Here is a 24,425-nt window from a genome sequence, read left to right on the forward strand (position 1 = left end):
GGGAGCGGCGGTGCGCCGGTGCGACTTGACCCGCGATGGCGTCGGTTCAAGCAACAACGTTGCCTGACCTGACGCTATCGCGGGGCAAGTCGCATCGGCGCACCGCCGCTCCCACGTTTCAATCCCAAAGCAGGCTGCAGATCAGGCGATCTTTTTCAGGCCCTGCTTTTTCAGCTCTTCGTCACGCAGCTCGCGGCGCAGGATCTTGCCGACGTTGGTGGTCGGCAGCGCATCGCGGAACTCGATGGCCTTGGGCACCTTGTAGCCGGTGACGTTGGCGCGCATGTGCTCCATGACCTGTTCCTTGGTCAGGGTCATGCCAGGCTTGACCACGATGAACACCTTGATCACCTCGCCGGATTTTTCGTCCGGGATACCGATGGCGGCGCACTGCATCACGCCCGGCAGCGCGGCCAGCACGTCTTCGAGCTCGTTGGGGTACACGTTGAAACCGGACACCAGGATCATGTCTTTCTTGCGGTCGACGATGCGCATGTAGCCGTCCGGCTGGATCAGGGCAATGTCACCGGTTTTCAGCCAACCGTTGCTGTCGATGATCTCGGCGGTGGCGTCTTCACGCTGCCAGTAGCCCTTCATCACCTGCGGCCCCTTGATGCACAGCTCGCCCACCTCGCCCAGGGGCAGTTCCTGGCCGTTGTCGTCGACGATCTTGCACAGGGTGGACGGCACCGGGATGCCGATGGTGCCCAACTGGTTGGCCGAGGTCGGATTGACCGCCGCCACCGGGCTGGTCTCGGTCATGCCGTAGCCTTCGCAGATGGCGCAACCAGTCACCGCCTTCCAGCGCTCGGCCACGCTCTGCTGCAGGGCCATGCCGCCGGACAGGGTGATCTTCAGCGCCGAGAAATCGAGGTTGCGGAAGGTCTCGTTGTTGCACAGGGCGACGAACAGCGTGTTGAGGCCGATGAAGCCGCTGAACTTCCACTTGCCCAGTTCCTTGACCATCGCCGGCAGGTCGCGCGGGTTGCTGATCAGCACGTTGTGGTTGCCGATCAGCATCATGGCCATGCAATGGAAGGTGAAGGCGTAGATGTGATACAGCGGCAGCGGAGTGATGAGGATCTCGCAACCTTCGTGCAGGTTCGAGCCCATCAGCGCACGGCACTGCAGCATGTTGGCCACCAGGTTGCGATGGGTGAGCATCGCGCCCTTGGCCACGCCGGTGGTGCCGCCGGTGTACTGCAGCACGGCGACGTCGCCAGGCTGCGGATTGGCCTCGGTGACCGCGCCCCCCTTGCCCAGCGCCAGCGCGTCGTTGAAGCGCACCGCGCCCGGCAGGTGGTAGGCCGGCACCATTTTCTTCACGTACTTGATGACGCTGTTGATCAGCAGGCGCTTGAGTGGTGGCAACAAGTCGGCCACTTCGGTGACAATGACGTGTTTGACCTGGGTCTTGGGCACCACCTTTTCCGCCAGGTGCGCCATGTTGGCCAGGCACACCAGCGCCTTGGCGCCGGAATCGTTGAACTGGTGCTCCAGCTCCCGCGCGGTGTACAGCGGGTTGGTGTTGACCACGATCAGCCCGGCACGCATGGCGCCGAAGACGGCGACAGGGTACTGCAGGACGTTGGGCAACTGGACCGCGATGCGGTCACCCGGCTTCAGGTCGGTGTGCTGCTGCAGCCAGGCGGCGAAGGCGCCGGACAAGGTGTACAGCTCGCCGTAGGTGATGGTCTTGCCCAGGTTGCTAAAGGCAGGTTTGTCGGCAAAGCGTTGGCAGGATTGCTTGAGTACCGCCTGGATATTGGGGAATTCGTCAGGATTGATGTCCGCCGTGACCCCGGCTGGGTACTTATCCTTCCAAAAATGTTCGATCATGGAAGCCCGCTCCTTCAGCAACAGCGAATTCGGTATGCGTCGATGCGCTTATTATTGATATGAGACGCCGGTTCATTGCAAACCGGATCCTCTGAAAGCGCGCCGAGAGTAACAGCTTTGCAAGGGGTCGCCTAGAGGCCGAAATGGGCCGGCAGGTCACAAAAATGACTCAATGAACAATACAGGTCATTTTTAGAGTAATTATACAAAATGTCGCGAATCCGCCTCAAAGCCTGGGCCTAGAGAGGATCTGTGAGAGCGCGCCTGGCCCGCGATGGCGTCATTCATGGCAACACTGTCGCCCAGGCTGACGCAATCGCGGGACAAGTCGCATCGGCGCACCGCCGCTCCTACTCTCAGGCGATGTCCCGCAATTCCCGACGCAGGATCTTGCCCACCGGGGTCATCGGCAGCGACTCGCGCAGCACGATGTGCTTGGGCACCTTGTAACCAGTGAAATTGCTCTTGCAGAACGCCTTGAGCTCATCGACGCTCACCCCGCCCACACGCGGCACCACGAACAGCTTCACCGCTTCGCCGGTACGCTCGTCCGGCACGCCGATCACCGCGCAGCTGGCTACCTGCGGATGGCCCATCACCACGTCCTCGATCTCGTTGGGATACACGTTGAAGCCCGAGACGATGATCATGTCTTTCTTGCGGTCGACGATGCGGGTGTAACCATCCGGATCGATGATCGCAATGTCGCCGGTCTTCAGCCAGCCTTCGCTGTCCAGCACCTGGGCGGTAGCCTCCGGCTGCTGCCAATAGCCCTTCATCACCTGCGGCCCCTTGATGCACAACTCGCCGCGCTCGCCCAACGGTTGTTCGTGACCGTCATCGTCGATCACCTTGAACCCGGTGCCAGGCACCGGGATCCCCACCGTTCCCAGGCGCGCCAACTGGCCATAGGGGTTGGTGCTGGCCGCTGGCGAGGTCTCGGTCAGGCCGTAGCCTTCGACGATGCGGCAACCCGTGAGCGCCTCCCAGCGCTCGGCGGTGGCCTTGACCAGCGCGGTGCCGCCGGAATTGGTGATCTTCAGCGCGGAGAAATCCAGCGACTTGAACCCCGGGTTGTCCATCAGCGCGACGAACAGGGTATTCAGGCCTACCAGCGCCGAAAACCGCCACTTGCCCAGTTCCTTGATGAACCCCGGAATGTCGCGGGGGTTGGTGATCAGCACGTTGTGATTGCCGGTCACCATCATGCACATGCAGTTCGCGGTAAAGGCATAGATGTGGTACAGCGGCAGCGGCGCGATCATCACCTCCTGCCCTTGCTTGATCAGCGGCTGGCCATCGGGCCCGTGCTGGCCGAAACAGGCCAGGACCTGAAGCATGTTGGCCACCAGGTTGCCGTGGGTGAGCATGGCTCCTTTGGCCAGGCCCGTGGTCCCGCCGGTGTACTGCAGCACCGCGACATCGTCGAGTGTCTGCGCCACCGCCTGGTGACTGAGGCGTTGCCCGTGGCGCAGGACCTGCTTGAACGACACCGCCTGGGGCAACTGGTAGGCCGGCACCATTTTCTTCAGCTTGTCGACCACGGTGTTGATCAGCCAGCCCTTGGCCGCCGGCAGCAAGTCGCCCATCTTCGCTTCGATCAGGTACTCGATGCCGGTGTCGGGCAGCACCTCCTGCACGCGCTTGCCGAACATGTTCAGGTACACCAGCGCGCGGGCGCCGGAGTCCTTGAACTGGTGGCGCATCTCGCGCTCGGTGTACAACGGGTTGGTGTTGACCACCACCAGCCCGGCGCGCAAGGCGCCGAACACGGCTATCGGGTATTGCAGAACATTGGGCATCTGCACCGCGATGCGGTCGCCCGGCACCAGGTCGGTGTGCTGCTGCAACCAGCCGGCGAAGGCCGCCGAGTAACGGTCGAGGTCCGCGTAGCTCAGGGTGACGCCGAGGTTGCTGTATGCCGGCCGGTCGGCGAAGCGCTTGCAGGAGCGCTCGAAAACGTCGACGACTGACGTATAGGCATTCATGTCAATGGTGGAAGGCACGCCCGCCGGGCGCTTGTCGTTCCAGAAATCGGCTTGCATTTATTGTTGTTCCTCTACCGGGACGTCCCTGACCTGATCGCCTGATGGCAAAAAGGTGTTCAGCCGACGTTAGCAGCTCTGTCGAGGGTGGCAAATACGCCAAGTGCCGCCATTAACATTGTGAATCTCTTTTCTGCCCTTCCTGCAATCGAGCGCTTTGCGCATACACTGTTGGCGAACCTCCGCGCGCAAGGATCCGCCATGCCCCATGACGCCTTCTGGCTCCCCGCCAGCGAGCATTGCAGCCTCCATGTTCATCAATGGCTGCCCGCCACGCCGGTCAAGGCCGTGGTGTTGCTGGCCCACGGCATGGCAGAGCATGCCGGGCGCTACCAGCGCCTGGGGCATGCCCTCAACGCTGCCGGCTACGCGCTGCTCGCCCCCGACCTGCGCGGCCATGGCCGTACCGCCGAGCTGGGCAGCCTGGGCCTGTTCGCCCGCCATAATGGCTGGAATGCCGTGGTCAACGACTTGGGTCTGTTGGCCCAGCACGTCGGCCAGCAGTTCCCGGGTACCCCCTTGTTCCTGTTCGGCCACAGCATGGGCAGCTACATCGCCCAGGCCTACCTGCTGCACCACAGCGCCAGCCTGCAAGGCGCGATCCTCAGCGGTTCGAACTTCCAGCCGGTGGCACTGTACCGGGCCGCACGCCTGATCGCCCGCTTCGAAGCGTGGCGCCAAGGCCCCCTGGGCAAGAGCGCGCTGATCGACTGGCTGTCGTTCGGCTCGTTCAACAAGGCCTTCAAACCCAACCGCACGGCGTTCGACTGGCTCAGCCGCGATGCCGGGGAAGTGGACAAGTACATCGCCGACCCGTTGTGCGGCTTCCGTTGCAGCAACCAGCTGTGGCTCGACCTGCTGCAGGGGCTGGCGCAGATCAGCCAGCCCAGGCATCTCGGGCAGATCGACCCGAACCTGCCCATCCTGGTGCTCGGCGGCGAATGTGATCCGGTGAGTGCCGGCAAGCGTCTCACCCATCTGGCCGACGCCCTGCGCGCGACCGGCAACCGTCATGTACAGTTGCGCATCTACCCCGGCGCACGCCACGAAGTGCTCAACGAAACCCATCGCGACGAGGTCACCGCCGAGATCATCGGCTGGCTGGAGCAGGCGCTGGCCCTTGGCCGCCCTGCCCGCAGTGAATGATCGGCCACCTCGCCCGCCCTACAAGGAAGCCTCGATGACCCAGATCACCAACACCCCTTACGAAGCCCTCGAAGTCGGCCAGAAAGCTGAGTACAAGAAGTCTGTCGAAGAGCGCGACATCCAGCTGTTCGCCGCCATGTCCGGCGACCACAACCCGGTACACCTGGACGCCGAATTCGCCGCCAAGAGCATGTTCCGCGAACGCATCGCCCATGGCATGTTCAGTGGCGCGCTGATCAGCGCCGCTGTCGCCTGCACCCTGCCTGGCCCGGGCACCATCTACCTGGGCCAGCAGATGAGCTTCCAGAAGCCGGTGAAGATCGGCGATGAGCTGACCGTGCGCCTGGAAATTCTCGAGAAGCTGCCCAAGTTCAAGGTGCGCATCGCCACCAATGTGTACAACCAGAACGATGAGCTGGTCGTCAGTGGCGAGGCCGAGATCCTCGCGCCGCGCAAGCAGCAGACGGTCGAGCTGGTCAGCCCGCCGAACTTTGTCGCCAGCTGATTCACCACGCCGGCCATCGCGGGCACGCTGGCGATAGCTCAGCCCAGTTCGCGTAACCGCCGTTCGATATGCCGCCGTTCCGGCCCCTGGCGGGTGAGCGTCAGCGCTTGCCGCCAGGCATCCCGGGCCTGATCGAGGTTGCCCAGCTGCCGGTGCAGTTCGGCGCGCGCGGCATGGGCCAGGTGATAATCACCCAGCTCGCCGCGCTGCAGGATTGCCTCCACCGCCTGCAACCCCACCTGGGCGCCGTCCCGCCTGGCCAGCGCCGCCGCCCGGTTCAGCTCCACCACCGCTGATGGCCAGTGACGCTGCAGCACATCGTACAGGCCGATGATCTCGTCCCAATCCGTGGCCTCGGCGCTGGGCGCTTCGGCATGCACCGCGGCTATGGCCGCCTGCACGGTATACGGCCCGAAGTCGCGACTGCGCAGTGCCTGCTGGACCAGCTGGCTGCCCTCGTCGATCTGCCCGCGATCCCACAGGCTGCGATCCTGCTCATCCAGCAGCACCAGCTCGCCATCGGCGGTGCTGCGCGCCCTCTGCCGCGATGCCTGGAGCAGCATCAGCGCCAGCAGGCCATGCACTTCGGCATCGGGCAGCAACTGGGCCAACAGGCGTCCCAGGCGGATTGCCTCATCGGTCAGCTCGCGGGTGGTGACATCTTCGCCCGCCGAGGCCGAATAGCCTTCGTTGAATACCAGGTAGATGACCCGCAGCACGCTTTCCAGGCGCTCGGGCAGCTCGCTCAGCTCCGGCACCTGATAGGGAATCTTCGCATCGCGGATCTTGGCCTTGGCACGCACGATACGTTGGGCGATGGTGGCCGGGCTTTGCAGGAAGGCACGGGCGATCTGCTCGGTGGTCAGGTCACACACCTCGCGCAGGGTCAGCGGTACCTGGGCGTCAGAGGCCAGTGCCGGGTGGCAGCAGGTAAAGATCAGACGCAGACGGTCATCGGCCAGTAACGTCTGCTCGCCCGGATCATCGGCTTCGCGTTCGAGCAACATGATCAGGTCGGCCTGGGAGCGGTCGAAGCGCGCACTTCGGCGCAGCGCATCGATGGCCTTGAAGCGGCCGACAGACACCAGCCAGGCCCGCGGGTTGTCGGGGATACCATCGCGCTGCCAGCGCTGCACGGCAATGAAGAAGGCATCGTGCATGGCCTCCTCGGCCAGGTCGAAGTCCCCCAGCAGGCGAATGAGGGTCGCCAGGATCCGCCGCGAGTCGCGGCGGTAGACAGCCTCCACCTCCTGGCGGACTTGCGCTTCCCCCACCATCAATCGGGCTTTCCCTGCTGACTCATGCGGCTTTTCTCCCGTTGCGTCAGGGTTGCAGTTCACGCACCGGCCGAACCTCGACGCTGCCCACCCGGGCTGCCGGGATGCCCTTGGCGATGTTCAGCGCCTCGTTGAGGTCACGGGCGTCGACCAGGTAGAAACCGGCCAGTTGCTCCTTGGTTTCGGCGAACGGGCCATCGGTCAGGCTCATGCGCCCGGCGCGTACACGTACCGTGGTGGCCGTCTGCACAGGCTTGAGCGCCTCGGCGGCGAGCATGCGCCCGCTGCCCTGGATGGATTCGGCGTAGGCCATGCATTCGGCGTCTTCGGGGCTGTCGGGCAGGCTGTGCAACAGCGCTTCATCACAATAGACCAGGCACAGGTATTTCATGATCGTCTCCAGCAGGTCGGCTTGGTGCGGTGGGCGATGAGCGGTATCAGGGCTTGAGATCGAACAAGGCTTTTTGCGTTTCCATGTCGAACGGCGCCGACCAATGCTCGTGGATCACTTGCCATTGGCCGCCGCTGCGCCGATAGCCGACCGTGGCGCGCATGAAGCCGCACTGGCTTTCGTCGTCGCCCGGGCCACAGCGGTTGAGCCAATGAGCCAGGGCCAGGTCGCCGTCGGCGTATACCTTCAGCTCTGCCAGCTCGAAGACCATCGGCCCCGTGCACATACCCATGCACATTTCCCAGTGTGCGCGGTAGGCGGCCTTGCCCTTGAACTGCAGGGCCTGGATGGCATCGAAGGCGAGGATGTCGTCGGCATAGGGTGCGACAATACGGTCCACGTCGCGCTCGCGCACGGCCTGCATCCACTGTTCGATCAGTTGACGAAGTTCAGTTTCGGCTGCGCTGTTCATCGGTGCTTCCTCCCAGCGTTCAACAATGATTGGCGCCGGTGCATTCCGGCGCCTTCACCCATGGTCGAACGGGAAAATGGAGAATCGACAACCCGATGAGAAAAAACAGTCAGCGGCACAGAACAGCCGGAATGATCAGGCCGGTACTGCCAGGATGAATTCGCGGTAACCGGAGAGCACCACGTAACCTGCGAAATAGCAGAAGATCGCTGCCGACAACAGGTACGACCAGGTCAGCAGGCGATCGCCAAGCAGGCGCCCGCCATGACTGGCGATACCGCACAACGAGACGCACCAGAGCAGCCCTGCGGCAAAGAAGCCACCGAGGAACAGGCCTGCATCCAGCGCGCTGCCGGCGCCGGAGCGGGAGATCAGCACGCCGCCGACTGCGGCAAACCAGAGAATCGCGCTGGGCGATGACATGGCCAGGAAGATCCCGCGCAGGAATTCGCGCCAGCCCGATTCGACCACTACCTGGCCACGCGACTCCAGGTGCCCGCCGCGCCACGCCGCCAGCAGCATCTTCACCGCGAACCACGCCAATAACGCGGAGCCCCCCAGCCACAACGTCCAGCGCACGCTTTCGAACTGCAGCAAAACGGTCATGCCGGCCAGGGCCGCAATGGCGTAGATGAGATCGCCGACGCAGGTCCCCAGCCCAAGCCAGAAACCCTGAAGAAACCCCCGCTGCATGGCCAGGGTAATCATGGCGATGTTGGCCACGCCGATGTCCAGGCACAGGGACAGGCTGAGGAGGAAACCATTGGAAAAGGGCATGGCAGGCTCGACTGCGGACGAAAGTCAGCGATTGAACCTGAATGCCCCCTGGCGGTACAGGAGGAATTTGCAGCTCAGGCCATCGCCGCCTGCTCGAAGACCTCGTCGGCCCATTGGTTCAGACTCTTGCCGGCAACCCTGGCCGCAAGGCTGGCAGCAGCGTGCACTTCTGGGCGGATACGCAACATGACCTTGCCCGAGGCCGGTTTTTCGGGGGTGACGCCCTGTTCGGCGCAATCGGCCAGGTAGTCGTCGAGTGCCTCACGGAACGCCTCGTGCAACGCAGGCACGGCGCTGGCGTGGAAGCTGATGATGTCCCGCAGGCCGAGCACGCGGCCGACGAAAATATCGTCACGCGCGTCGTACTCGATGCGGGCGGCATACCCTTTGTATCGCATGCAGCTCATGGTCGGACTCCCGCCCGCAGCAGGAACTCGCGGGCCTCTTCTATCTGATATCGCCTGGCTTCCTTGCCAGGATGGGGGCGGTGGCAGCGCCAGCACTGCTCGCCCAACAGCATCTTGACCCTGGAACCCTGCCGCTCCAGCACCTGGCCGCCAAGATGCAGCACCAGAGCCTCGATTTCGGCGAGCGGCAATGTGGGTGTGGTCGGAGCTCTGAAGATGCTGTCCAGAATCTTGCGATATCGAGTGTTCATCGGAAAATGCTATCAAATAAAGATAGCACTTCCTTTCGACACTTTCATACAGGATCTTTCGTCCCCATCAACACCTGCGCATAGCGCCCGCGATCCACGTTCGCGCCACTGAGAACCACCGCCACCCGCTTGCCCGCCTGACGCCCACGCTCCTGCATCAGTGCAGCCAGGGCGGCGGCGCCGGCACCTTCGGCGGTGTTGTGGGTGGTTTCGTGGTAGAAGCGCATGGCTTCGGCGATCTCCTCGTCGCTCACCCGCACGATGCGTGCAGCATGCTCGCGTACCAGGGCAAAGGCATCGGGATGCGGCACGCGGCAGGCCATGCCGTCGGCGAAGGTATCGGCGCTGGCGGTGGTGACGATGCGTCCCAGCTCGAAGCTCTGGGCATAAGCGTCTGCCGCAGTGGATACCACGCCGACGATCTCGGTGGACAGCCCCAGCAGGTTGCGCGCCTGGATCAGCCCACAGATGCCCGACCCCATGCCGATCGGCACGTACACGCAATCCAGGTCGGCCACCGCCTCGAACAGCTCCAGGGCGTAGGTGGCCACGCCACGCACCAGCTCCGGATGGAACGAGGGAACCATGGCAAAGCCCCGCGCATCAGCCAGGCGCGCTGCCTCTTCCCGGGCCACGTCGAAGTCCACGCCATGCTCCACCAGTTCCGCGCCCAGGGCGCGCATGGCGGCATTCTTCTCCCGCGAATTGCCCTCTGGCACCACGATCACCAGCGGCAAGCCGGCCTGGCGCGCCGCCAGGGCCATGCTCTGGCCGTGATTGCCGCGAGTGGCGGTAACCAGGCCACGGGGGACTGCGCCACTGGCCAACAGCGAGCGGACATAGACCAGCCCGCCGCGCACCTTGAAGGCCCCCGTGGGCGCATGGTTCTCGTGCTTGACCCACAGCTGGCAACCCAGCCGTTCGGCCAGCAGCGGCCAGGCGTGCTGTGGGGTCGGTGGCACGTGCTGGTGAACGAAAGCGGCGGCTTCGCGCAGGGCGGGCAAGTCGAACATGGCGAACGTCCTTCATCGGTATGGGGTTGAACCGATCCTAAGCGCCGGGCATTGTATGGGTCCAAATAAATATTGCATGGGTAGCAATTTCGTGTGGATTCCGAGCCTCCCGGCCAACGACCAGCCGCGCTACCAGGCACTGGTCGAGGCCATCGCCAACGCCATCGAACAGGGTGAACTGAAGGTCGGTGAACGCCTGCCCCCGCAACGCCGCCTCGCCTGGGCGCTGGGCCTGAACCCGAGCACCACGCAGCAGGCCTACCGAGAAGCAGCGGCGCGGCATCTGGTGTCCGGGGAGGTGGGACGCGGCACCTATGTGCTGGCCAGCAGCAAGGAAGCGACGCTGTTTCGCCTCAAGCAACCCAGCCGCCAGCACCCAGTGATCGATCTATCGACCAATGTGCCGGTGGCCGATCCCTGCAATCTGGACCTCGAGCACAGCCTGCGCAGTCTGCTCGAGCAGGGCGATACCGCCTTGCTCGACCATTACCTGGGGCCCGAGCAGTTGCTGCTGGGGCGGATCGAGGGGGCGCGCTGGCTGGGCAACCGCGGTTTGGACCTGGCGCCAGAGGACGTGCTGCTTTGCGGGGGCGCCCAGCAGGCGCTGACGCTTGTGTTGCAGTCGTTGTGCCAGGCGGGCGAGCCGGTGATGGTCGAGGCGTTGACCGCCCCGGGCATCAAGGCGGCCTGTCGCCAGTTGCGCCTGCCCGTGCACGGCGTGGCCCTGGATGAGCAAGGCCTGCTCCCGGACGAACTGGACCGTGTGGTCCGCGCGAGCGGCGCGCGGGTATTGGTCACCACCCCTACCCTGCACAACCCGACCGGAGCGTGCATGGGCGAGGCCCGGCGCCTGGCGCTGGCGCAAGTCGCCAGGCGCCACCAACTGCTGGTCATCGAGGATGACGTGTATGGTGCGTTGACCGACCTGCCACCCCTCTACCCCTTGCTCGAAGGCCGTGGCGTGCTGATCAGCAGCCTGTCCAAGACCGTCGCCGCCGGCTTGCGCCTGGGCTGGATCGTGGCCCGGCCAGCGTTGCTGGAACAGATCGATCCCTATGCCCAGGCCACCCACTGGTCGGTGTCGCCGCTGAACCTGCGCATCGCCTGCCAATGGATCGCGGATGGCACTGCCGCCCGGCGGCTGGCCTGGCAACGGGAGGAACTGGGCGAACGCTGGCGCCTGGCGCGGGCGGTGCTGGGCGAGGCGCTGCCCGCCGATGGCGTGCCGTCGCCGCACATCTGGCTGGCCACGCCTGGAGACACCCAGGCGCTGGTTGCGCGGTGTCGGGAACACGGGGTGGAGATCGTGCCGGCCAGCGTGTTCGCGGTAGGCACCGACAGCGTCAGGGCCGTGCGGATCAGCCTGTCGGCGGCGCACAGCCGGGCACAGTTGAAGCAAGGACTGGAACTGGTGGGAGCGGGCCTGACCCGCGATTGCACGTGATACTCGGCTGAACGCCATCGCGGGGCAAGCCCGCTCCCACGAGCCTTGTCTCGGCCACGCGGCTCAATTCAGCCGGCAACCCTCACCCAATGCACGGTACTGGAGGGTGTGGACCTGCCCTTGATGATCCTCGTAGGTCATGGTGGCGGGCACCACTTCGCAAACGTTGGGGATCGTCGACAGGCTGATCACGCGCTTGATGTCGAGGTTGGTGGAATAGTCGTACTGCTCGACCACGGGCTGGGTGTCTGCGGTCTTGGCCTGGTCCGCGAAGGCGAACGGGGACATACCGACCAATGCAAGAATCAGTAAGGCTTTCATGGGTGTCGACCTTGATGGCTATCAAGCTGATCGCGTGACTTCTGACGCCGTCAATGGCCCGGAGAAGTTGTCATCGACTGCGAAGATGACACGAAGTACCGATCCCGCTTTATCGTACTGCCGGGGGGATGAGTGAAAGTCTACTCCGCGCCTGAAATAGTTGAACCCCGGAGTCGGACATTCACCCTTGCCGCATTTGCAACAATCTGCGACAAAGCACCGATGAATTCCTGCCTGAGATAGCCACACCGCGTGAACCAAGCATGCTCCCTCTGACCTGCACTCGCCTTCCCCCAACCCAGCGCCGCCTGCTGGACCACTTCTACCGCCAGCACGGCTCGCGCATGCGCGCCGCCGGTGAAGGCGAGCAATGGGTGGCGCGTACCGCAGAAATAATCGGTGGGATGAACCTGACGCCCATCGGTGGCGATCACTGGCTGACCGGCCTGTTCGTCGCCCCGCAGTGGCGCGGCCAGCAGATCGCATCCCGGCTGATAGACGCGGCGCTGGCCGAAAGCAACGCTGCGACCTGGCTGTTCTGCCACCCGGATTTGGCGCCTTTCTACCAACGCCTGGCCTTCACACCGACAACCACCCTGCCCGAGGCCCTGGCTTCACGCCTGGCCCGCTACCAGCGCAGCAAGGCCCTGCTGGCGATGAGGCGGGGTCAGTCGTCGGCCACGTCGAGCCCGGGGAACAGCACCTCGGTATAGCCGAACTTGCTGAAGTCCTGGATGCGCGAAGGATACAAACGGCCGATCAGGTGGTCGCACTCATGCTGCACCACCCGGGCATGGAAGCCATCGGCAAAGCGGTTGATCGGGTTGCCCTGCGGATCGATGCCCGAATAGCTGATGTGCTTGTAGCGCGGCACCACGCCACGCAGGCCGGGCACCGACAGGCAGCCCTCCCAGCCGTCCTCGACCTCCGTGGCCAGCGGCGTGATCACCGGGTTGAGCAGGATGGTGCGTGGCACCGGCTCGGCGTCCGGGTAACGCTCGCTGCGCTCGAAGCCGAAGATCACCAGTTGCAGGTCGATGCCGATCTGCGGCGCGGCCAGGCCGACACCGCCGACATGGGCCATGGTCTCGAACATGTCGTCGATCAGTTGCGCAAGCTCCGGGCTGCCGATCATGTGCTCGGGAACCGGCGGGGCGATGCGCAGCAGGCGTTCATCGCCCATCTTGAGAATGTCGCGGATCATCAGGTATTCGGCTCGCGGGTCTGGGGTTCGGGTGTCACCGGGTGCTCATGGCCGAGCACGGTGATGCTCTGTTGCGGGTTGTCCTGCTCGAATTCCTTTTCGCCGGGGTTCTTGCCCTCGGCCGACATGTGCTCGATCACCGCGTTCATCTCGGCGCCCAACAGCAGCACTGCGGCGGAGATGTAGAAGTACAGCAACAGCACGATGATCGCCCCGATACTGCCATACATGGCGTTGTAGTCGGCAAAGGTCTTCACGTAGTAGGCAAAGCCCAGCGAGGCGACGATCCACACCACCACCGCCAGCACCGAACCTGGGGTGATGAAACGGAATTTCTGCTTCACGTCGGGCATCACGTAGTAGATCAGCGCCACCGCCACCATCATCAGAATGATGATCGCCGGCCAGCGCAGGATGGTCCAGACGATGACGACCGCCTCCTCCAGCCCGACCTGGGAAGCGATCCACTCCATCACCTGCGGCCCCAGCACCATCAGCGCCGCCGCTGCCAGGAGCATGCCGGCGATGCCGACGGTATAGATGACCGACAGCGGAATGCGCTTCCACACCGGCCGCCCCTCGGGCACGTCGTAGGCCGCGTTCATCGCGCTCATCATCAGGCGCACGCCCGCCGAGGCGGTCCACAGGGCAATCACGATACCCACCGACAGCAGCCCGCCCTTGGACTGCTGCAACTGGTCGATCACCGGGTTGACCTGCTCCAGGGCCTGGGGCGGCAGCACCAGTTCCGACTGCAGGCGCAGCCAGGAGAAGAAGTCCGGCAGATGCAGGAAACCGATCAGGGCGATCAGGAACAGCAGGAAGGGGAACAGCGAGAACAGCATCTGGTAGGCCAGCGCGGAGGCATAGGTGGACATCTCGTCATCGAGGAACTCCTTGACGGTGCGCACCAACACGCGGTGCAGGGGCAGGCCGCGCAGGTCGGGGAAAATCATAGCGTCTCCTTTCGCCGCTTGATCGGAATGGCAATGCTGCAAGTCTAATAGACCAGGCGGAGGGCGTGCTGTTCGCTTGTACCTTGCGCACAGTACAAAGCAAGCGCGGGGCAAGCCCGCCCCCATCTTGCGGGAGCGGGCTTGCCCCGCGGCCAGGCTGCGGCGGTCAAGGTTTCTTCACGGCATCCTTGACCTTGCCCACGGCCTGTTGCGCCTCGCCTTTCAGTTCCTGGGCCTTGCCCTCGGCGCGCAGCTTGTCATTGTCGGTCACCTTGCCGACGCCCTGCTTGATATTGCCCACGGCCTCGTTGGCCAGGCCCTTCGCTTTGTCCTTGGTGCCACTCATGGGATGTCTCCTCGGGGGAAAGACACGGGAAATCGTGTCGACATCTGATCGACCCAAGGCTATTGGGCAGAGTTTCAATTCATTTGCACCCTGTCAGCCAAATGGCAATTGGCAGGGCTCGATACGCTTGCACGGTCCGGGTTCGGTGATTTCGGGGAAGCGGGCTTGCCCCGCGATAAGCCCCACCCCACAATGGCAGGCCTTACTCGCGTCAACCCGCAGGAACCTGCATGAAACTCGACAAACCCACCGCCATCGCTCGCCGTAACGAGGCGCTGGCCAAACCGGTACTCACCAGTGCCAACACCCTGTTCGCCATTCTCGACACCAAGCGCAACCTGTGGTGGTTCGAAGTGCCGGTTGCACTGCTGCGCAAGGGCCAGCCCGACTGGGTCAACCTGCTGCTGCACACCCCAGAGAACGACGGGCTGCAGCACCTCAAGGTGCCCACCAACTTCCTCAAGGCTCATCAGGAGCAGATGGAAGTGCGCAACCCCGGCAAACGCCGTTCGACCATCAGCCTGGCCCTGAGCGCAGACCGCGACTCACTGCTGCGCGACACCCGCCCAGGTGGCGAGCAGCTGGACTTCAGCACCTTCGTGCAGGGCTGATCAAGCCCGCTCGATGCGATCGTCATGGATGACGATGCGGCCCTGCTTGAACAACGCGCCAATGGCTTTCTTGAAGTTGCCCTTGCTGACGTTGAACATCTGGCTGATCAGCGCCGGGTCGCTCTTGTCGCACACCGGCAGCACACCACCGTTGGCCTCGAGGCGCTGCATGATCTGTTCGTGCAGGCTGTCGGCCAAGGCCTGGCCCACCGGCTGCAGGCTCAGGGCGATCTTGCCGTCGGCGCGCACTTCCTTGATGAAGCCCTTCTCGTGCATGCCCGAACGCAGGAACTTGAACACCTCGTTCTTGTGGATCAGGCCCCAGTGGCGGTTGTTGATGATCGCCTTGAAGCCCATCGGCGTCTCGCCGGCCACCAGCAGCTCGACCGGCTGGCCGACGCTGTAGTCCACCGGGGTGCGGTCCAGGTAACGGTCCAGCTTGGCGGTGGCGGTAATACGCCGGGTGCGCTTGTCCAGGTAGGCATGGACCACGCAGTAGTCGCCGATCTTCAGTTGCCGTGACTCTTCCGAGTAAGGCATCAGCAGGTCCTTGGACAGGCCCCAGTCGAGGAAGATGCCCGCGCCGTTGATGTCCTTGACCTTGAGGCTGGCAAACTCGCCCACCTGCATTTTCGGCTTTTCGGTGGTGGCGATCAGCTGGTCTTCGCTGTCCAGGTAGATGAACACGTTGAGCCAATCGTCCAGCTCCAGCTCGGCATCCTTGGGGAAGTAGCGCCGCGGCAGGAGGATTTCGCCATCGGCGCCGCCATCAAGGTACAGGCCGAACTCCACGTGTTTCACGATTTGCAAACTGTTGTAACGCCCAAGCAGAGCCATTTCCGAAGATCCTCAAGACAAGGCGGCTATTCTAACACCTGACCCGCCCGGCCGCCCGAGCGCACATTCGCCGGAACCGTCGGGCCCACCGTGCGTCTACCGCCTGGCCAGCCCAGCAAGGATTCGCTCATGCCCCTTCGCCTGCCCAAAGCCCTGCTCCTGCTCATCGGCTTCGCCCTGGCACTGACGGCCTGCAGCCGCATCGACCTGGCCTACCGCAACCTTGATCGCCTGGTGCCGTGGTCGCTGGGCGACTACCTGGACATGAACCGCGAGCAAAAGCAGTTGCTCGACGAACGGCTCAAGGCGCACCTGGCCTGGCACTGCAAGACCCAACTGCCCGGCTACCTCGACTGGCTCGACCGGGTGCAGCTGATGGTCGCCAACGACGCGGTCACCGATGAAAGCCTGCGCCAACGCACGGTCGAGGCGCGCCAGGCCATCGGCCGGGTCACCGAAGCGATAACCCCCTCTGCCGCGGAACTGCTCAAGGGCATGAATGACAACCAGGTAGCGGAAATGCGCGAGGCTTTTCGCAAGGACATTGACAAACGCCAGAAGGAGTACGTCGACACACCATTGGCCAAGCAGGTCGAGAACCGTGCCGCACGCATGCGCAAGCGCCTTGAGCCCTGGCTGGGCGAGCTCGATGCCGAGCAACGGCTGCGGGTGATGAGCTGGTCACAGGCCCTGGGTGACCAGAATCGCCAGTGGATCGCCAACCGCGCCCACTGGCAGCAGCAACTGGTGCTGGCGATGGACCAGCGCGCCAGCCCAAGCTTCGAGCCCAGGTTGGCGCAATTGCTGCAGCGCAAGGAAAGCCTGTGGACACCGGAGTACCGTCAGGCATTCCAGAACACCGAGCGCCAGGCACGCAGCCTGCTGGTGGATCTGCTGAAACAGAGCAGCCCGGCCCAGCGGCAATTCCTGCAGCAGCGGCTGAGCAAGGTGCGCGCGGACTTCAGCGAGCTCAAGTGCCTCAAGGGGTGAAAAGCTAGGCTCTGTACGAAAAGTCTTGAGACGCAGGTCAGGCAAGGCGAAAACAGCCGAGGAAGCGCAGTGTACTGGAGTACATGAGCATTCCGAGGCTGTTTTCAACGCAGCATGAACAAGTATCAAGGCTTTTCGTACAGAGCCTAAGGCCTAACGCGCCTTGCGCCGATAAGGGAACACATCTATCACCTTCCCCGCCCGGATCGCCTCCTGCAGGCCTTTCCAGTAATCGGCGTCGTACAGTTCGCCATGCAAGCGGCTGAACAAGCGGCGCTGGCCGATATCGGCGAACAGGAATGGCGGAAACTCCTCGGGGAACACGTCATGCGGCCCAATCGAGTACCACGGCTCGCCGGACATCTCGTCCTCCGGATAACGCGGCGGCGGGATATGACGGAAGTTGACCTCGGTGAGGTAGCTGATCTCGTCGTAGTCGTAGAACACCACCCGGCCATGGCGGGTGACGCCGAAGTTCTTCAGCAGCATGTCGCCGGGGAAGATGTTCGCCGCCGCCAATTGCTTGATCGCCAGCCCATAGTCTTCCAGCGCCTCCAGCACCTGGGCTTCGCTGGCCTGTTCGAGGTACAGGTTGAGCGGGGTCATGCGCCGTTCGGTCCAGCAGTGGCGGATCAGCACCGTGTCGCCCTCAAGCGCCACGGTGGAGGGTGCAACCTCTAGCAGTTCCGCCAGGCAGTCGGGATCGAACTTGCCCTGGGGAAAGCGAAAATCGGCGAACTCCTGGGTATCGGCCATGCGCCCGACGCGGTCGACGCTTTTTACCAGGCGGTATTTCTCGATCACCGTGGCCCGGTCGACGGTCTTCGACGGCGAGAAGCGGTCCTTGATGATCTTGAACACGGTGTTGAAGCCCGGCAGGGTGAACACGCTCATGACCATGCCGCGCACGCCCGGGGCCATGACAAAGCGGTCGTCGCTGTTGGCCAGGTGGTTGATCAGCGCCCGGTAGAACTCCGACTTGCCATGCTTGTAGAACCCGATCGAGGTATACAGCTCGGCGATGTGCTTGCCCGGCAGGATGCGCTTGAGGAAGTTGACGAACTCCGCCGGCACCGGCACATCGACCATGAAATACGAACGGGTGAAGGAGAAGATGATCGACACCTCCGCCTCGTCGGTAATCAGCGCATCGGCCTCGATGCCATGCCCCTCGCGGTGCAGCAGCGGGATCACCAGTGGCCACTGCTCGTCGGGGGTGTACAGCCGACCGACCAGGTAGGCGCCCTTGTTGCGGTAGAGGACCGGGGTGAACAGCTCCACGGCCAGGGCCGGATCCTTGCAGACCCAGTCGGGCAGGCATTCGCGCAATTGATCCTCCAGGCGCGCGATATCGCCTTCCCGGTCGCCATACGGCACGTCGAACGCATAATCGGCGAAGATCGCTCGCAACAAGCCTTTGAGACCGTCCTGCAGCGTATAGGTGCGCGTCTGCGCCGCCCGCTCATGGCCGCGCATCGACGGCCGGGTGGTGTGGATGAACATGCAGCCGTCGCTGATCAGGTCATGGCTGAACAGGCTGCAGAACAACGAGTTGTACCAGGTCTCGGACAGCTCGTCGTCCAGCCGGGGGTCGATCAGGCGAATGTAGGCGTTCTTGACCAGCGGCCACTGCTCGACGTCCAGCAGCACCGCGGTGTCGAAGCGCTGGCGCAGCCAGCCGTTGACCTCGGCGACCTTCTCCTCGTACAGGTTGATGCGCGCTGCGGCGGCGTGCTGGATGTCCTGCCAGCGCGCCTGTTCGAAGCGCTCGCGGGCGCCGAGGGTGATACGGCGAAAGTGCTCGCGGTAGTCGTCGAAGCCATCGAGGATCATCCGGGCGATATCGACGGCGGGCCAGGCTGGGGTCATGCGCGTGCCTCTATGCAATGGTCACCGAGAGAGCTTAGTCGGATACGAGCCCTGTGGGAGCCGGCTTGCCGGCGATGACGCCCGTGAGGCGGTCCCGGATTCACACAGCAAGAAAGCACAAGAATCCCCCACTCGCCCTGACGTACACTCGCGCCCTGCCCTACCGCCGGAGACCCCCGTGAGCCCCATCGCCCTCGCCCGCCTGCTGACCCTTGCCGCCGTCTGGGGCGCCAGCTTCCTGTTCATGCGCATCATTGCCCCGGAGCTTGGCACCGTGCCGACCGCCTTCTTCCGCGTGTCGATCGCCTGCCTGGGGCTGATCGCCATCCTCGCCGCCGCCCGCGTGCGCTGGGACTTCGAGGGCAAGCTGGGCGCCTGCCTGGTGCTGGGCATGATCAACTCGGGCATTCCGGCCACGTTCTATTCCGTGGCGGCGCAGGTACTGCCGGCCGGCTATTCGGCGATCTTCAACGCCACCACGCCGCTGATGGGCGTGCTGATCGGCGCCTTGTTCTTCCGCGAAGCCATGACCCTACCCAAGCTCTGCGGGATCTTCCTCGGGCTGTTCGGTGTCGGCATTCTCAGCGGTGCCGGCCCGGTGGCGCTGGACATGGCCCTGGTGCAAGGCGCACTGGCCTGCCTGGCCGCCACCACCTGCTACGGCTTCGCGGGCTTCCTGGCAAGACGCTGGGTCGGCACGCTGGACAGCCGCCTTTCGGCGCTGGGCAGCATGCTCGGCGCCACCTTGCTGCTCAGCCCGCTGTTCGCCTGGAGCGCGCTGACCCAGCCGCCGACCAGCTGGGGCGGCTGGCAGGTATGGCTGTCGCTCCTGGGCCTGGGGCTACTGTGCACGGCGTTCGCCTACATCCTGTACTTCCGCCTGCTGAACGAAATCGGGCCGGTCAAGGCCAGCACCGTGACCTTCCTGATCCCGGTGTTCGGCGTGCTGTGGGGCGCATGGCTGCTGGATGAGCCGCTGTCGATGGCGCACTTGTATGGCGGTCTGCTGATCGGTGCGGCGCTGTGGTTGGTGCTGCGCCCGGCACGGCACTGAAAAAAGGGGAGCGGGCTTGCCCCGCTCCGACCGCTCGTTGACTCAGGCCTCGGCTGTGCGCAACGCAGGCTTACGGAACACGAACAGCAAGCCGATCACGATCAGTCCCATCCCCAGCAGGCTGAGGGGCGCCAGGCGGTTGCCGAAGATGATGAAATCCATCACCGCCGTGACCGCCGGCACCAGGTAGAACAGGCTGGTGACATTGACCAGGTTGCCCCTTGCGATCAGCCGGTAAAGCAGCAGCGTGGCCAGCAACGAAACCACCAGCCCCATCCACAGCAGCGCGCCGAGGAAACTGGCGTTCCATTGGACATGCAGCGGCTGCAACGGCGCGAACACCGCGCACATTGCAAAGCCCGCCATGTATTGCAGGGGCAAGGTGCCCATGGGATTGTCGGTAATGCGTTTCTGCAGGATCGAGCCCAAGGTCATGCTGGCCAGCGCCAGCAGGGCGAACAGCATCCCGGCGAGGGATACCCCACCCAGGTTGATACCCTGGTAGACCACCATCACCAGGCCGCCCAGGCCAAGCCCCAGGCCGAACAATCGGCTCCAGGAGCGCTGACGCTCCATCAGCACCACGGTCAGGATCGGTTGCACGCCCATGACCGTGGCCATGACACCGGGCGTAACGTGAGTGTTCAGCGCCAGCAGGTAGAAGATCTGGTAGGCACCGAGCAATACGCAGCCGGTCCCCAGGGCGCGAACAATGCCGCCCCGGGTGCGTGGCCAACGTAATCCGAGCAACGGACCGATCAACAGCAGACCGAACAGCGCCAGGGCCGAACGCAGCAGCAGGAAGGCGAAGGGGCTGGCCTGGGCCAGGCCAAGCTTGGAGACGATCGCCCCGCTGCTCCACAGCAGGACGAACAGGCTGGTCGTGGCCGCCGAGGCCACGGATGCTTTGTTGAGGACAGACATGTATTGCCACCTGTATACGGGCAAATGAGCCGTACGGAGGGCCTATCGCGACTTGCGGGGATAGCCGACCGTGTTCAGTAGGTTGCGAGTGCGGTGGGGAGCGGCCAGCGGCCGATCAGCCCAGCACCACGACTGCGCAAGGAGGCGGAGCTACGCCGCCTACCACGCCACTGACAGGTGGTGGATAGTGACTGATCATGGCCGGCTGCTGGCTGCCACGCACGACCACGCCCGCGACAGGCGCGAGAACGTAAGCGGTGGTGGAAGCAATGGCTGGCATGAACAGGTCTTCGGGGAAGAAAGTGTTTCGGAATATAGCGGGGGAATCATCGCGGGGCAAGCCTGCTTGCACAAGGTGTGAAAGCAGGCCTGCTCGACCGGATCAGAACAACCAGTGGTACAGGGCGTAGGCGACGACAACCGCCAGCACCGGACGCAGCACGCGGTAGGCCTTGGGGTTGGCACGCTTGAACTGCTTGACCCGGGTGCTGATGACATTGCTGAAGCGCTTGCTCCAGGCATAGGCCTGGTTGATCCCGCCGACACGCTCGTCATCGGTGTTCTGCGGCGCGGTGGCGCGACCGAGGAAGGCACTGACCTTGCGGTTGATGCGGGTCATCAGCGGGCTGTTGAGCGGGCGTTCGACGTCGCAGAACAGGATCACGCGGGTGACCTCGGTCTCGTTCTTGACCCAGTGCACGAAGGTCTCGTCGAACATCACATCCTCGCCGTCGCGCCAGGCGTAGGGCTGGCCATCAACGTAGATGCGGCAGTTGTCGGAGTTCGGCGTGGACAGCCCCAGGTGATAGCGCAGGGAACCGGCGAACGGGTCGCGGTGCGGGTTCAGGTGGCTGCCGCCGGGCAACAGGGCGAACATCGCGCCCTTGACGTTGGGGATGCTGCTGACCAGCTCGACAGTCTTCGGGCACAGCGCTTCGGCCGAAGGCAGCGGTTTGTCGTACCACTTCAGGTAGAAGCGCTTCCAGCCCTTCTTGAAGAACGAACCGAAGCCGGCGTCGTTGTCTTTTTCCGCCGCGCGGATGTAACCCTCGTCGAACAGGCGCATGGCCTCTTCGCGGATCACCTCCCAGTTGTCCTTGAGCACATCCAGCTCGGGGAAGCGCTGGCGGTCCAGGTACGGCTTGGAAGGTACGCCGGAAAACAGGTACATAAGGCTGTTGTAGGGGGCGAACAGCGCCGAATGGTTGACGAACTGGCGCAGCACCGGCAGGCGTGCCTTGCCGCGCAGGTGCACGAACAGCACACTGCCGAAGAACACCAGCAGGACACCGGCCTTGGCGACGAAGGAAAAGGTCATGCAACACTCCTTGGAGGGGAAATCAGGCCATCCCCAGATAGCCGGACATCATAAACCCATCAGGAGCAGCTGCAAGCCAGAAGCTGCAAGCGGCAAGCTCAAGCTGATCCGCGTCAATACGGCCATGCCTTCGACTTGCGGCTTGCAGCGTGTCGCTTACTGCTGGTTCTCCTGCTCAGTGAACAGATCGCTGAACAGCATGCTCGACAGGTAACGCTCGCCCGAGTCCGGCAAGATCACCACGATGGTCTTGCCCTGCATCTCCGGTTTCTCGGCCAGGCGCACCGCCGCTGCCATCGCGGCGCCGCATGAGATGCCGCAGAGGATGCCCTCCTCCTGCATCAGGCGGATGGCCATGGCCTTGGACTCTTCCTCGGTCACCGTCTCGACCTGGTCGACGATCGACAGGTCGAGGTTCTTCGGCACGAAGCCGGCACCGATGCCCTGGATCTTGTGCGGGGTGGGCTTGAGCTCCTCGCCGGCCAGGGTCTGGCTGATCAGCGGCGAGTTCACCGGTTCCACTGCCACCGACAGGATCGCCTTGCCCTGGGTGTGCTTGATGTAGCGCGACACGCCGGTGATGGTGCCACCGGTGCCGACGCCGGCCACCAGCACATCGACCGCGCCATCGGTGTCGTTCCAGATTTCCGGGCCGGTGGTCTTCTCGTGGATGGCCGGGTTGGCCGGGTTGTCGAACTGGCCCGGTAGGAAGTGCTGCTCAGGGTCGGAGGCGACGATCTCGTTGGCCTTCTCGATGGCGCCCTTCATGCCCTTGGCCTTGTCGGTCAGCACCAGCTCGGCGCCCAGCGCTTTGAGTACCTTGCGCCGCTCCAGGCTCATCGAGTCTGGCATGGTCAGCACCAGCTTGTAGCCACGGGCGGCGGCCACGAAGGCCAGGCCAATGCCGGTATTACCCGAGGTGGGCTCGACGATGGTCATGCCCGGCTTGAGCTTGCCGCTGCTCTCGGCGTCCCAGATCATGTTCGCGCCGATCCGGCACTTCACCGAGTAGCCAGGGTTGCGCCCTTCGGTCTTGGCCAGGATGGTCACGCCGCGCGGGGCGATGCGGTTGATCTGCACCAGCGGCGTGTTGCCGATGGAATGGGCGTTGTCGGCGTAGATACGGCTCATGGCGGCGGTCCTTGAACAGGAAAAAAGTGCAGGGAAAACCCTGAGGGTAAGCCTGCAATCGGTGAGCGTAAAGCCCGTTCGAACTCGACGAAACGGCCTGCGGTCAACCGCACATGCTCCCGTGGAGAAACCCGATGAAAGCGCGCTACCGCTGGCCACTGGTCGGCTTCGCCAGCCTGGTCGCACTGCTGGTGGCCCTGCACCTTGCCTTGCCTTACCTGGTGCGTGACTACCTCAACGACAAGCTGGCCGACATGGGCGACTACCGCGGCCAGGTCCACGATGTCGACCTGGCGTGGTGGCGTGGCGCGTACCAGATCAATGGCCTGAAGATCGTCAAGGTCAGCGGCAAGGTGCCGGTGCCGCTGCTCGAAGCACCGCTGATCGACCTGTCGGTGAGCTGGCACTCGCTGTGGTACGACCGCGCCGTGGTCGCCGAAGTGACCTTCGTACGCCCCGAACTCAATTTCGTCGACGGCGGCAACAAACAGAACTCTCAGACCGGCCAAGGCACCGACTGGCGCCAGCAACTGGAAAAACTGCTGCCGATCACCCTGAACGACGTGCGCATCGAACAAGGCACCCTCACCTTCCGCAACTTCAATTCCAGACCGCCGGTAGACCTCAAGGCGACCCGGCTGGACGCAAGCATCCGCAACCTGACCAACGTGCGCGACGAAAAGGGCCGGCGCGACGCCAGCTTCGAAGGGACGGCGCTGCTGCTGGGCGATGCCAAGGTGGAAAGCCGCGCCACCTTCGACCCCTTCAGTGACTTCGACGACTTCCAGTTCCGCCTGCGCGCCACCGGCATCGAACTGCGCCGGCTGAACGACTTCGCCAGTGCCTACGGCAAGTTCGACTTCAATGCCGGGCATGGCGATGTGGTGATCGAGACCGAGGCCGAGAATGGCCGGCTCAAGGGCTACATCAAGCCGCTGTTGCGCGATGTCGATGTGTTCAATTGGCAGCAGGACGTGGAAGACAAGGACAAGGGCTTCTTGCGCTCGATATGGGAAGCCGTCGTGGGCGCCACCGAGACCGTGCTCAAGAACCAGCCGAAAAACCAGTTCGCCACCCGCGTGGAACTCAGCGGCAGCGTGCACCAGCAGGACATCAGCGCCTTCGAGGCGTTCCTGCAGATCCTGCGCAACGGCTTCATCCAGGCGTTCAACGCACGCTACGAGCAGCCCGCGCCCAAATCCGACTGAGCCCTGGGTGACGGACCATTCAGGGACTGAATACCCGGTCTGCGTTTTCACGCGTCGGGCGTGGCGTTATAGTCGTTGGCACATCAATA

General features: G+C 63.8%; 26 protein-coding genes. 8 read left to right on the plus strand and 18 right to left on the minus strand.

All coding sequences use genetic code 11. From position 1 onward, the window contains the following. Nucleotides 1-141: 141 nt before the first annotated feature. Together fadD1 and fadD2 are read right to left on the minus strand one after the other, a co-directional pair. Entirely contained in the window at nt 142-1,839 is a 1,698-nt protein-coding gene (gene fadD1 / locus AAHK21_RS06765) for a long-chain-fatty-acid--CoA ligase FadD1 (RefSeq protein ID WP_046856658.1), read from the minus strand. 356 nt (nt 1,840-2,195) lie between these two features. Beyond that, nucleotides 2,196-3,884 (minus strand): long-chain-fatty-acid--CoA ligase FadD2, encoded by a 1,689-nt coding sequence (gene fadD2 / locus AAHK21_RS06770; protein WP_367856813.1) that lies wholly within the window; start codon nt 3,882-3,884, stop codon nt 2,196-2,198. 201 nt (nt 3,885-4,085) lie between these two features. Here fadD2 and AAHK21_RS06775 point away from each other — a divergent pair, with 201 nt between their 5' ends. After that, nucleotides 4,086-5,030 (plus strand): lysophospholipase, encoded by a 945-nt coding sequence (locus AAHK21_RS06775; RefSeq protein WP_367856814.1) that lies wholly within the window; start codon nt 4,086-4,088, stop codon nt 5,028-5,030. A 34-nt stretch (nt 5,031-5,064) separates the two neighbouring features. Further along, nucleotides 5,065-5,535, plus strand: coding sequence for a MaoC family dehydratase (locus AAHK21_RS06780; RefSeq protein WP_367856815.1), 471 nt, complete (start codon nt 5,065-5,067; stop codon nt 5,533-5,535). 38 nt (nt 5,536-5,573) lie between these two features. Here AAHK21_RS06780 and AAHK21_RS06785 read toward each other — a convergent pair whose 3' ends face one another. The 7 genes from AAHK21_RS06785 to AAHK21_RS06815 form a co-directional block, all read right to left on the minus strand. Further along, nucleotides 5,574-6,812 carry an RNA polymerase sigma factor gene (locus AAHK21_RS06785; RefSeq protein WP_367856816.1) on the minus strand — a complete coding sequence of 413 codons (1,239 nt, stop codon included), beginning with the start codon at nt 6,810-6,812 and terminating at the stop codon, nt 5,574-5,576. 46 nt (nt 6,813-6,858) lie between these two features. Next, nucleotides 6,859-7,203, minus strand: coding sequence for a YciI family protein (locus tag AAHK21_RS06790; protein ID WP_023631072.1), 345 nt, complete (start codon nt 7,201-7,203; stop codon nt 6,859-6,861). Nucleotides 7,204-7,249: 46 nt separating this feature from the next. Then, nucleotides 7,250-7,675: a nuclear transport factor 2 family protein gene (locus AAHK21_RS06795; protein ID WP_023631071.1), complete on the minus strand. Its 426-nt coding sequence runs from the start codon at nt 7,673-7,675 to the stop codon at nt 7,250-7,252. A 135-nt stretch (nt 7,676-7,810) separates the two neighbouring features. Continuing rightward, nucleotides 7,811-8,452 carry a LysE family translocator gene (locus AAHK21_RS06800; protein WP_046856663.1) on the minus strand — a complete coding sequence of 214 codons (642 nt, stop codon included), beginning with the start codon at nt 8,450-8,452 and terminating at the stop codon, nt 7,811-7,813. Nucleotides 8,453-8,526: 74 nt separating this feature from the next. Next, nucleotides 8,527-8,859 carry a type II toxin-antitoxin system HicB family antitoxin gene (locus tag AAHK21_RS06805; RefSeq protein WP_023631069.1) on the minus strand — a complete coding sequence of 111 codons (333 nt, stop codon included), beginning with the start codon at nt 8,857-8,859 and terminating at the stop codon, nt 8,527-8,529. Continuing rightward, nucleotides 8,856-9,110 (minus strand): type II toxin-antitoxin system HicA family toxin, encoded by a 255-nt coding sequence (locus AAHK21_RS06810; protein WP_367856817.1) that lies wholly within the window; start codon nt 9,108-9,110, stop codon nt 8,856-8,858. The genes AAHK21_RS06805 and AAHK21_RS06810 overlap by 4 nt, the downstream gene beginning before the upstream one ends. Nucleotides 9,111-9,154: 44 nt before the next feature. Further along, entirely contained in the window at nt 9,155-10,123 is a 969-nt protein-coding gene (locus AAHK21_RS06815; protein WP_367856818.1) for a threonine dehydratase, read from the minus strand. 76 nt (nt 10,124-10,199) lie between these two features. Here AAHK21_RS06815 and AAHK21_RS06820 point away from each other — a divergent pair, with 76 nt between their 5' ends. Then, complete coding sequence (locus tag AAHK21_RS06820; protein WP_367856819.1) at nt 10,200-11,567, plus strand: PLP-dependent aminotransferase family protein; 1,368 nt, start codon at nt 10,200-10,202, stop codon at nt 11,565-11,567. A gap of 63 nt (nt 11,568-11,630) precedes the next feature. On the opposite strand, the gene AAHK21_RS06825 is transcribed toward AAHK21_RS06820, so the two are convergent. Further along, nucleotides 11,631-11,888, minus strand: a complete 258-nt coding sequence (locus AAHK21_RS06825) for a DUF2790 domain-containing protein (protein WP_023629531.1) — start codon at nt 11,886-11,888, stop codon at nt 11,631-11,633. 263 nt (nt 11,889-12,151) lie between these two features. On the opposite strand from AAHK21_RS06825, the gene AAHK21_RS06830 reads away from it, so the two are divergent. Next, nucleotides 12,152-12,601, plus strand: a complete 450-nt coding sequence (locus AAHK21_RS06830; protein WP_367856820.1) for a GNAT family N-acetyltransferase — start codon at nt 12,152-12,154, stop codon at nt 12,599-12,601. On the opposite strand, the gene def is transcribed toward AAHK21_RS06830, so the two are convergent. The 3 genes from def to AAHK21_RS06845 all read right to left on the minus strand — a co-directional run bounded on the left by def (nt 12,556) and on the right by AAHK21_RS06845 (nt 14,394). Next, the gene (def, locus tag AAHK21_RS06835) at nt 12,556-13,092 is read right to left on the minus strand and encodes a peptide deformylase (protein ID WP_031314713.1); all 537 of its coding nucleotides are present in this window, start codon (nt 13,090-13,092) and stop codon (nt 12,556-12,558) included. The two genes, AAHK21_RS06830 and def, sit on opposite strands and share 46 nt — an antisense overlap. Beyond that, complete coding sequence (locus AAHK21_RS06840) at nt 13,092-14,048, minus strand: YihY/virulence factor BrkB family protein (RefSeq protein WP_046856666.1); 957 nt, start codon at nt 14,046-14,048, stop codon at nt 13,092-13,094. The genes def and AAHK21_RS06840 overlap by 1 nt, the downstream gene beginning before the upstream one ends. A 166-nt stretch (nt 14,049-14,214) precedes the next feature. After that, a complete protein-coding gene (locus tag AAHK21_RS06845; protein ID WP_023629533.1) occupies nt 14,215-14,394 on the minus strand; it encodes a CsbD family protein in 180 nt (59 codons plus the stop codon). A 230-nt stretch (nt 14,395-14,624) separates the two neighbouring features. Between AAHK21_RS06845 and AAHK21_RS06850 the strand changes: the two genes are divergently transcribed. Continuing rightward, the gene (locus AAHK21_RS06850) at nt 14,625-15,005 is read left to right on the plus strand and encodes a hypothetical protein (protein WP_023629534.1); all 381 of its coding nucleotides are present in this window, start codon (nt 14,625-14,627) and stop codon (nt 15,003-15,005) included. Here AAHK21_RS06850 and AAHK21_RS06855 read toward each other — a convergent pair whose 3' ends face one another. Further along, complete coding sequence (locus AAHK21_RS06855; protein WP_023629535.1) at nt 15,006-15,842, minus strand: S1 RNA-binding domain-containing protein; 837 nt, start codon at nt 15,840-15,842, stop codon at nt 15,006-15,008. A gap of 129 nt (nt 15,843-15,971) precedes the next feature. On the opposite strand from AAHK21_RS06855, the gene AAHK21_RS06860 reads away from it, so the two are divergent. Next, complete coding sequence (locus tag AAHK21_RS06860; protein WP_367856821.1) at nt 15,972-16,832, plus strand: DUF6279 family lipoprotein; 861 nt, start codon at nt 15,972-15,974, stop codon at nt 16,830-16,832. A 153-nt stretch (nt 16,833-16,985) separates the two neighbouring features. On the opposite strand, the gene aceK is transcribed toward AAHK21_RS06860, so the two are convergent. Continuing rightward, entirely contained in the window at nt 16,986-18,701 is a 1,716-nt protein-coding gene (aceK, locus tag AAHK21_RS06865; protein ID WP_367856822.1) for a bifunctional isocitrate dehydrogenase kinase/phosphatase, read from the minus strand. A 178-nt stretch (nt 18,702-18,879) separates the two neighbouring features. Between aceK and AAHK21_RS06870 the strand changes: the two genes are divergently transcribed. Continuing rightward, nucleotides 18,880-19,755: a DMT family transporter gene (locus AAHK21_RS06870; protein ID WP_367856823.1), complete on the plus strand. Its 876-nt coding sequence runs from the start codon at nt 18,880-18,882 to the stop codon at nt 19,753-19,755. 42 nt (nt 19,756-19,797) lie between these two features. On the opposite strand, the gene AAHK21_RS06875 is transcribed toward AAHK21_RS06870, so the two are convergent. The 3 genes from AAHK21_RS06875 to cysK all read right to left on the minus strand — a co-directional run bounded on the left by AAHK21_RS06875 (nt 19,798) and on the right by cysK (nt 23,128). After that, entirely contained in the window at nt 19,798-20,679 is an 882-nt protein-coding gene (locus AAHK21_RS06875; protein ID WP_367856824.1) for a DMT family transporter, read from the minus strand. Between the two features lie 382 nt (nt 20,680-21,061). Further along, nucleotides 21,062-21,997, minus strand: a complete 936-nt coding sequence (locus tag AAHK21_RS06880) for an aspartyl/asparaginyl beta-hydroxylase domain-containing protein (RefSeq protein ID WP_046856670.1) — start codon at nt 21,995-21,997, stop codon at nt 21,062-21,064. Nucleotides 21,998-22,153: 156 nt separating this feature from the next. Then, nucleotides 22,154-23,128: a cysteine synthase A gene (gene cysK, locus AAHK21_RS06885; RefSeq protein ID WP_367856825.1), complete on the minus strand. Its 975-nt coding sequence runs from the start codon at nt 23,126-23,128 to the stop codon at nt 22,154-22,156. 134 nt (nt 23,129-23,262) lie between these two features. On the opposite strand from cysK, the gene AAHK21_RS06890 reads away from it, so the two are divergent. Further along, nucleotides 23,263-24,336 carry a DUF748 domain-containing protein gene (locus tag AAHK21_RS06890; protein WP_367856826.1) on the plus strand — a complete coding sequence of 358 codons (1,074 nt, stop codon included), beginning with the start codon at nt 23,263-23,265 and terminating at the stop codon, nt 24,334-24,336. Nucleotides 24,337-24,425 lie beyond the last annotated feature (89 nt).

The sequence above is a fragment of the Pseudomonas sp. TE50-2 genome (assembly GCF_040813665.1).
Taxonomy (GTDB): domain Bacteria; phylum Pseudomonadota; class Gammaproteobacteria; order Pseudomonadales; family Pseudomonadaceae; genus Aquipseudomonas; species Aquipseudomonas soli.

Bases quoted from the DNA above. Each gene is read 5' to 3' on its own strand.
- AAHK21_RS06890 (WP_367856826.1), top strand. From the start codon at position 23,263: ATGAAAGCGCGCTACCGCTGGCCACTGGTCGGCTTCGCCAGCCTGGTC.
- AAHK21_RS06780 (WP_367856815.1), top strand. From the start codon at position 5,065: ATGACCCAGATCACCAACACCCCTTACGAAGCCCTCGAAGTCGGCCAG.
- fadD1 (WP_046856658.1), bottom strand. From the start codon at position 1,839: ATGATCGAACATTTTTGGAAGGATAAGTACCCAGCCGGGGTCACGGCG.
- def (WP_031314713.1), bottom strand. From the start codon at position 13,092: ATGATCCGCGACATTCTCAAGATGGGCGATGAACGCCTGCTGCGCATC.
- AAHK21_RS06820 (WP_367856819.1), top strand. From the start codon at position 10,200: ATGGGTAGCAATTTCGTGTGGATTCCGAGCCTCCCGGCCAACGACCAG.
- AAHK21_RS06805 (WP_023631069.1), bottom strand. From the start codon at position 8,859: ATGAGCTGCATGCGATACAAAGGGTATGCCGCCCGCATCGAGTACGAC.
- aceK (WP_367856822.1), bottom strand. From the start codon at position 18,701: ATGACCCCAGCCTGGCCCGCCGTCGATATCGCCCGGATGATCCTCGAT.
- AAHK21_RS06840 (WP_046856666.1), bottom strand. From the start codon at position 14,048: ATGATTTTCCCCGACCTGCGCGGCCTGCCCCTGCACCGCGTGTTGGTG.
- AAHK21_RS06790 (WP_023631072.1), bottom strand. From the start codon at position 7,203: ATGAAATACCTGTGCCTGGTCTATTGTGATGAAGCGCTGTTGCACAGC.
- AAHK21_RS06825 (WP_023629531.1), bottom strand. From the start codon at position 11,888: ATGAAAGCCTTACTGATTCTTGCATTGGTCGGTATGTCCCCGTTCGCC.
- fadD2 (WP_367856813.1), bottom strand. From the start codon at position 3,884: ATGCAAGCCGATTTCTGGAACGACAAGCGCCCGGCGGGCGTGCCTTCC.
- AAHK21_RS06785 (WP_367856816.1), bottom strand. From the start codon at position 6,812: ATGGTGGGGGAAGCGCAAGTCCGCCAGGAGGTGGAGGCTGTCTACCGC.
- AAHK21_RS06875 (WP_367856824.1), bottom strand. From the start codon at position 20,679: ATGTCTGTCCTCAACAAAGCATCCGTGGCCTCGGCGGCCACGACCAGC.
- AAHK21_RS06815 (WP_367856818.1), bottom strand. From the start codon at position 10,123: ATGTTCGACTTGCCCGCCCTGCGCGAAGCCGCCGCTTTCGTTCACCAG.
- AAHK21_RS06800 (WP_046856663.1), bottom strand. From the start codon at position 8,452: ATGCCCTTTTCCAATGGTTTCCTCCTCAGCCTGTCCCTGTGCCTGGAC.
- AAHK21_RS06850 (WP_023629534.1), top strand. From the start codon at position 14,625: ATGAAACTCGACAAACCCACCGCCATCGCTCGCCGTAACGAGGCGCTG.
- AAHK21_RS06845 (WP_023629533.1), bottom strand. From the start codon at position 14,394: ATGAGTGGCACCAAGGACAAAGCGAAGGGCCTGGCCAACGAGGCCGTG.
- AAHK21_RS06830 (WP_367856820.1), top strand. From the start codon at position 12,152: ATGCTCCCTCTGACCTGCACTCGCCTTCCCCCAACCCAGCGCCGCCTG.
- AAHK21_RS06855 (WP_023629535.1), bottom strand. From the start codon at position 15,842: ATGGCTCTGCTTGGGCGTTACAACAGTTTGCAAATCGTGAAACACGTG.
- AAHK21_RS06810 (WP_367856817.1), bottom strand. From the start codon at position 9,110: ATGAACACTCGATATCGCAAGATTCTGGACAGCATCTTCAGAGCTCCG.
- AAHK21_RS06775 (WP_367856814.1), top strand. From the start codon at position 4,086: ATGCCCCATGACGCCTTCTGGCTCCCCGCCAGCGAGCATTGCAGCCTC.
- AAHK21_RS06860 (WP_367856821.1), top strand. From the start codon at position 15,972: ATGCCCCTTCGCCTGCCCAAAGCCCTGCTCCTGCTCATCGGCTTCGCC.
- cysK (WP_367856825.1), bottom strand. From the start codon at position 23,128: ATGAGCCGTATCTACGCCGACAACGCCCATTCCATCGGCAACACGCCG.
- AAHK21_RS06880 (WP_046856670.1), bottom strand. From the start codon at position 21,997: ATGACCTTTTCCTTCGTCGCCAAGGCCGGTGTCCTGCTGGTGTTCTTC.
- AAHK21_RS06795 (WP_023631071.1), bottom strand. From the start codon at position 7,675: ATGAACAGCGCAGCCGAAACTGAACTTCGTCAACTGATCGAACAGTGG.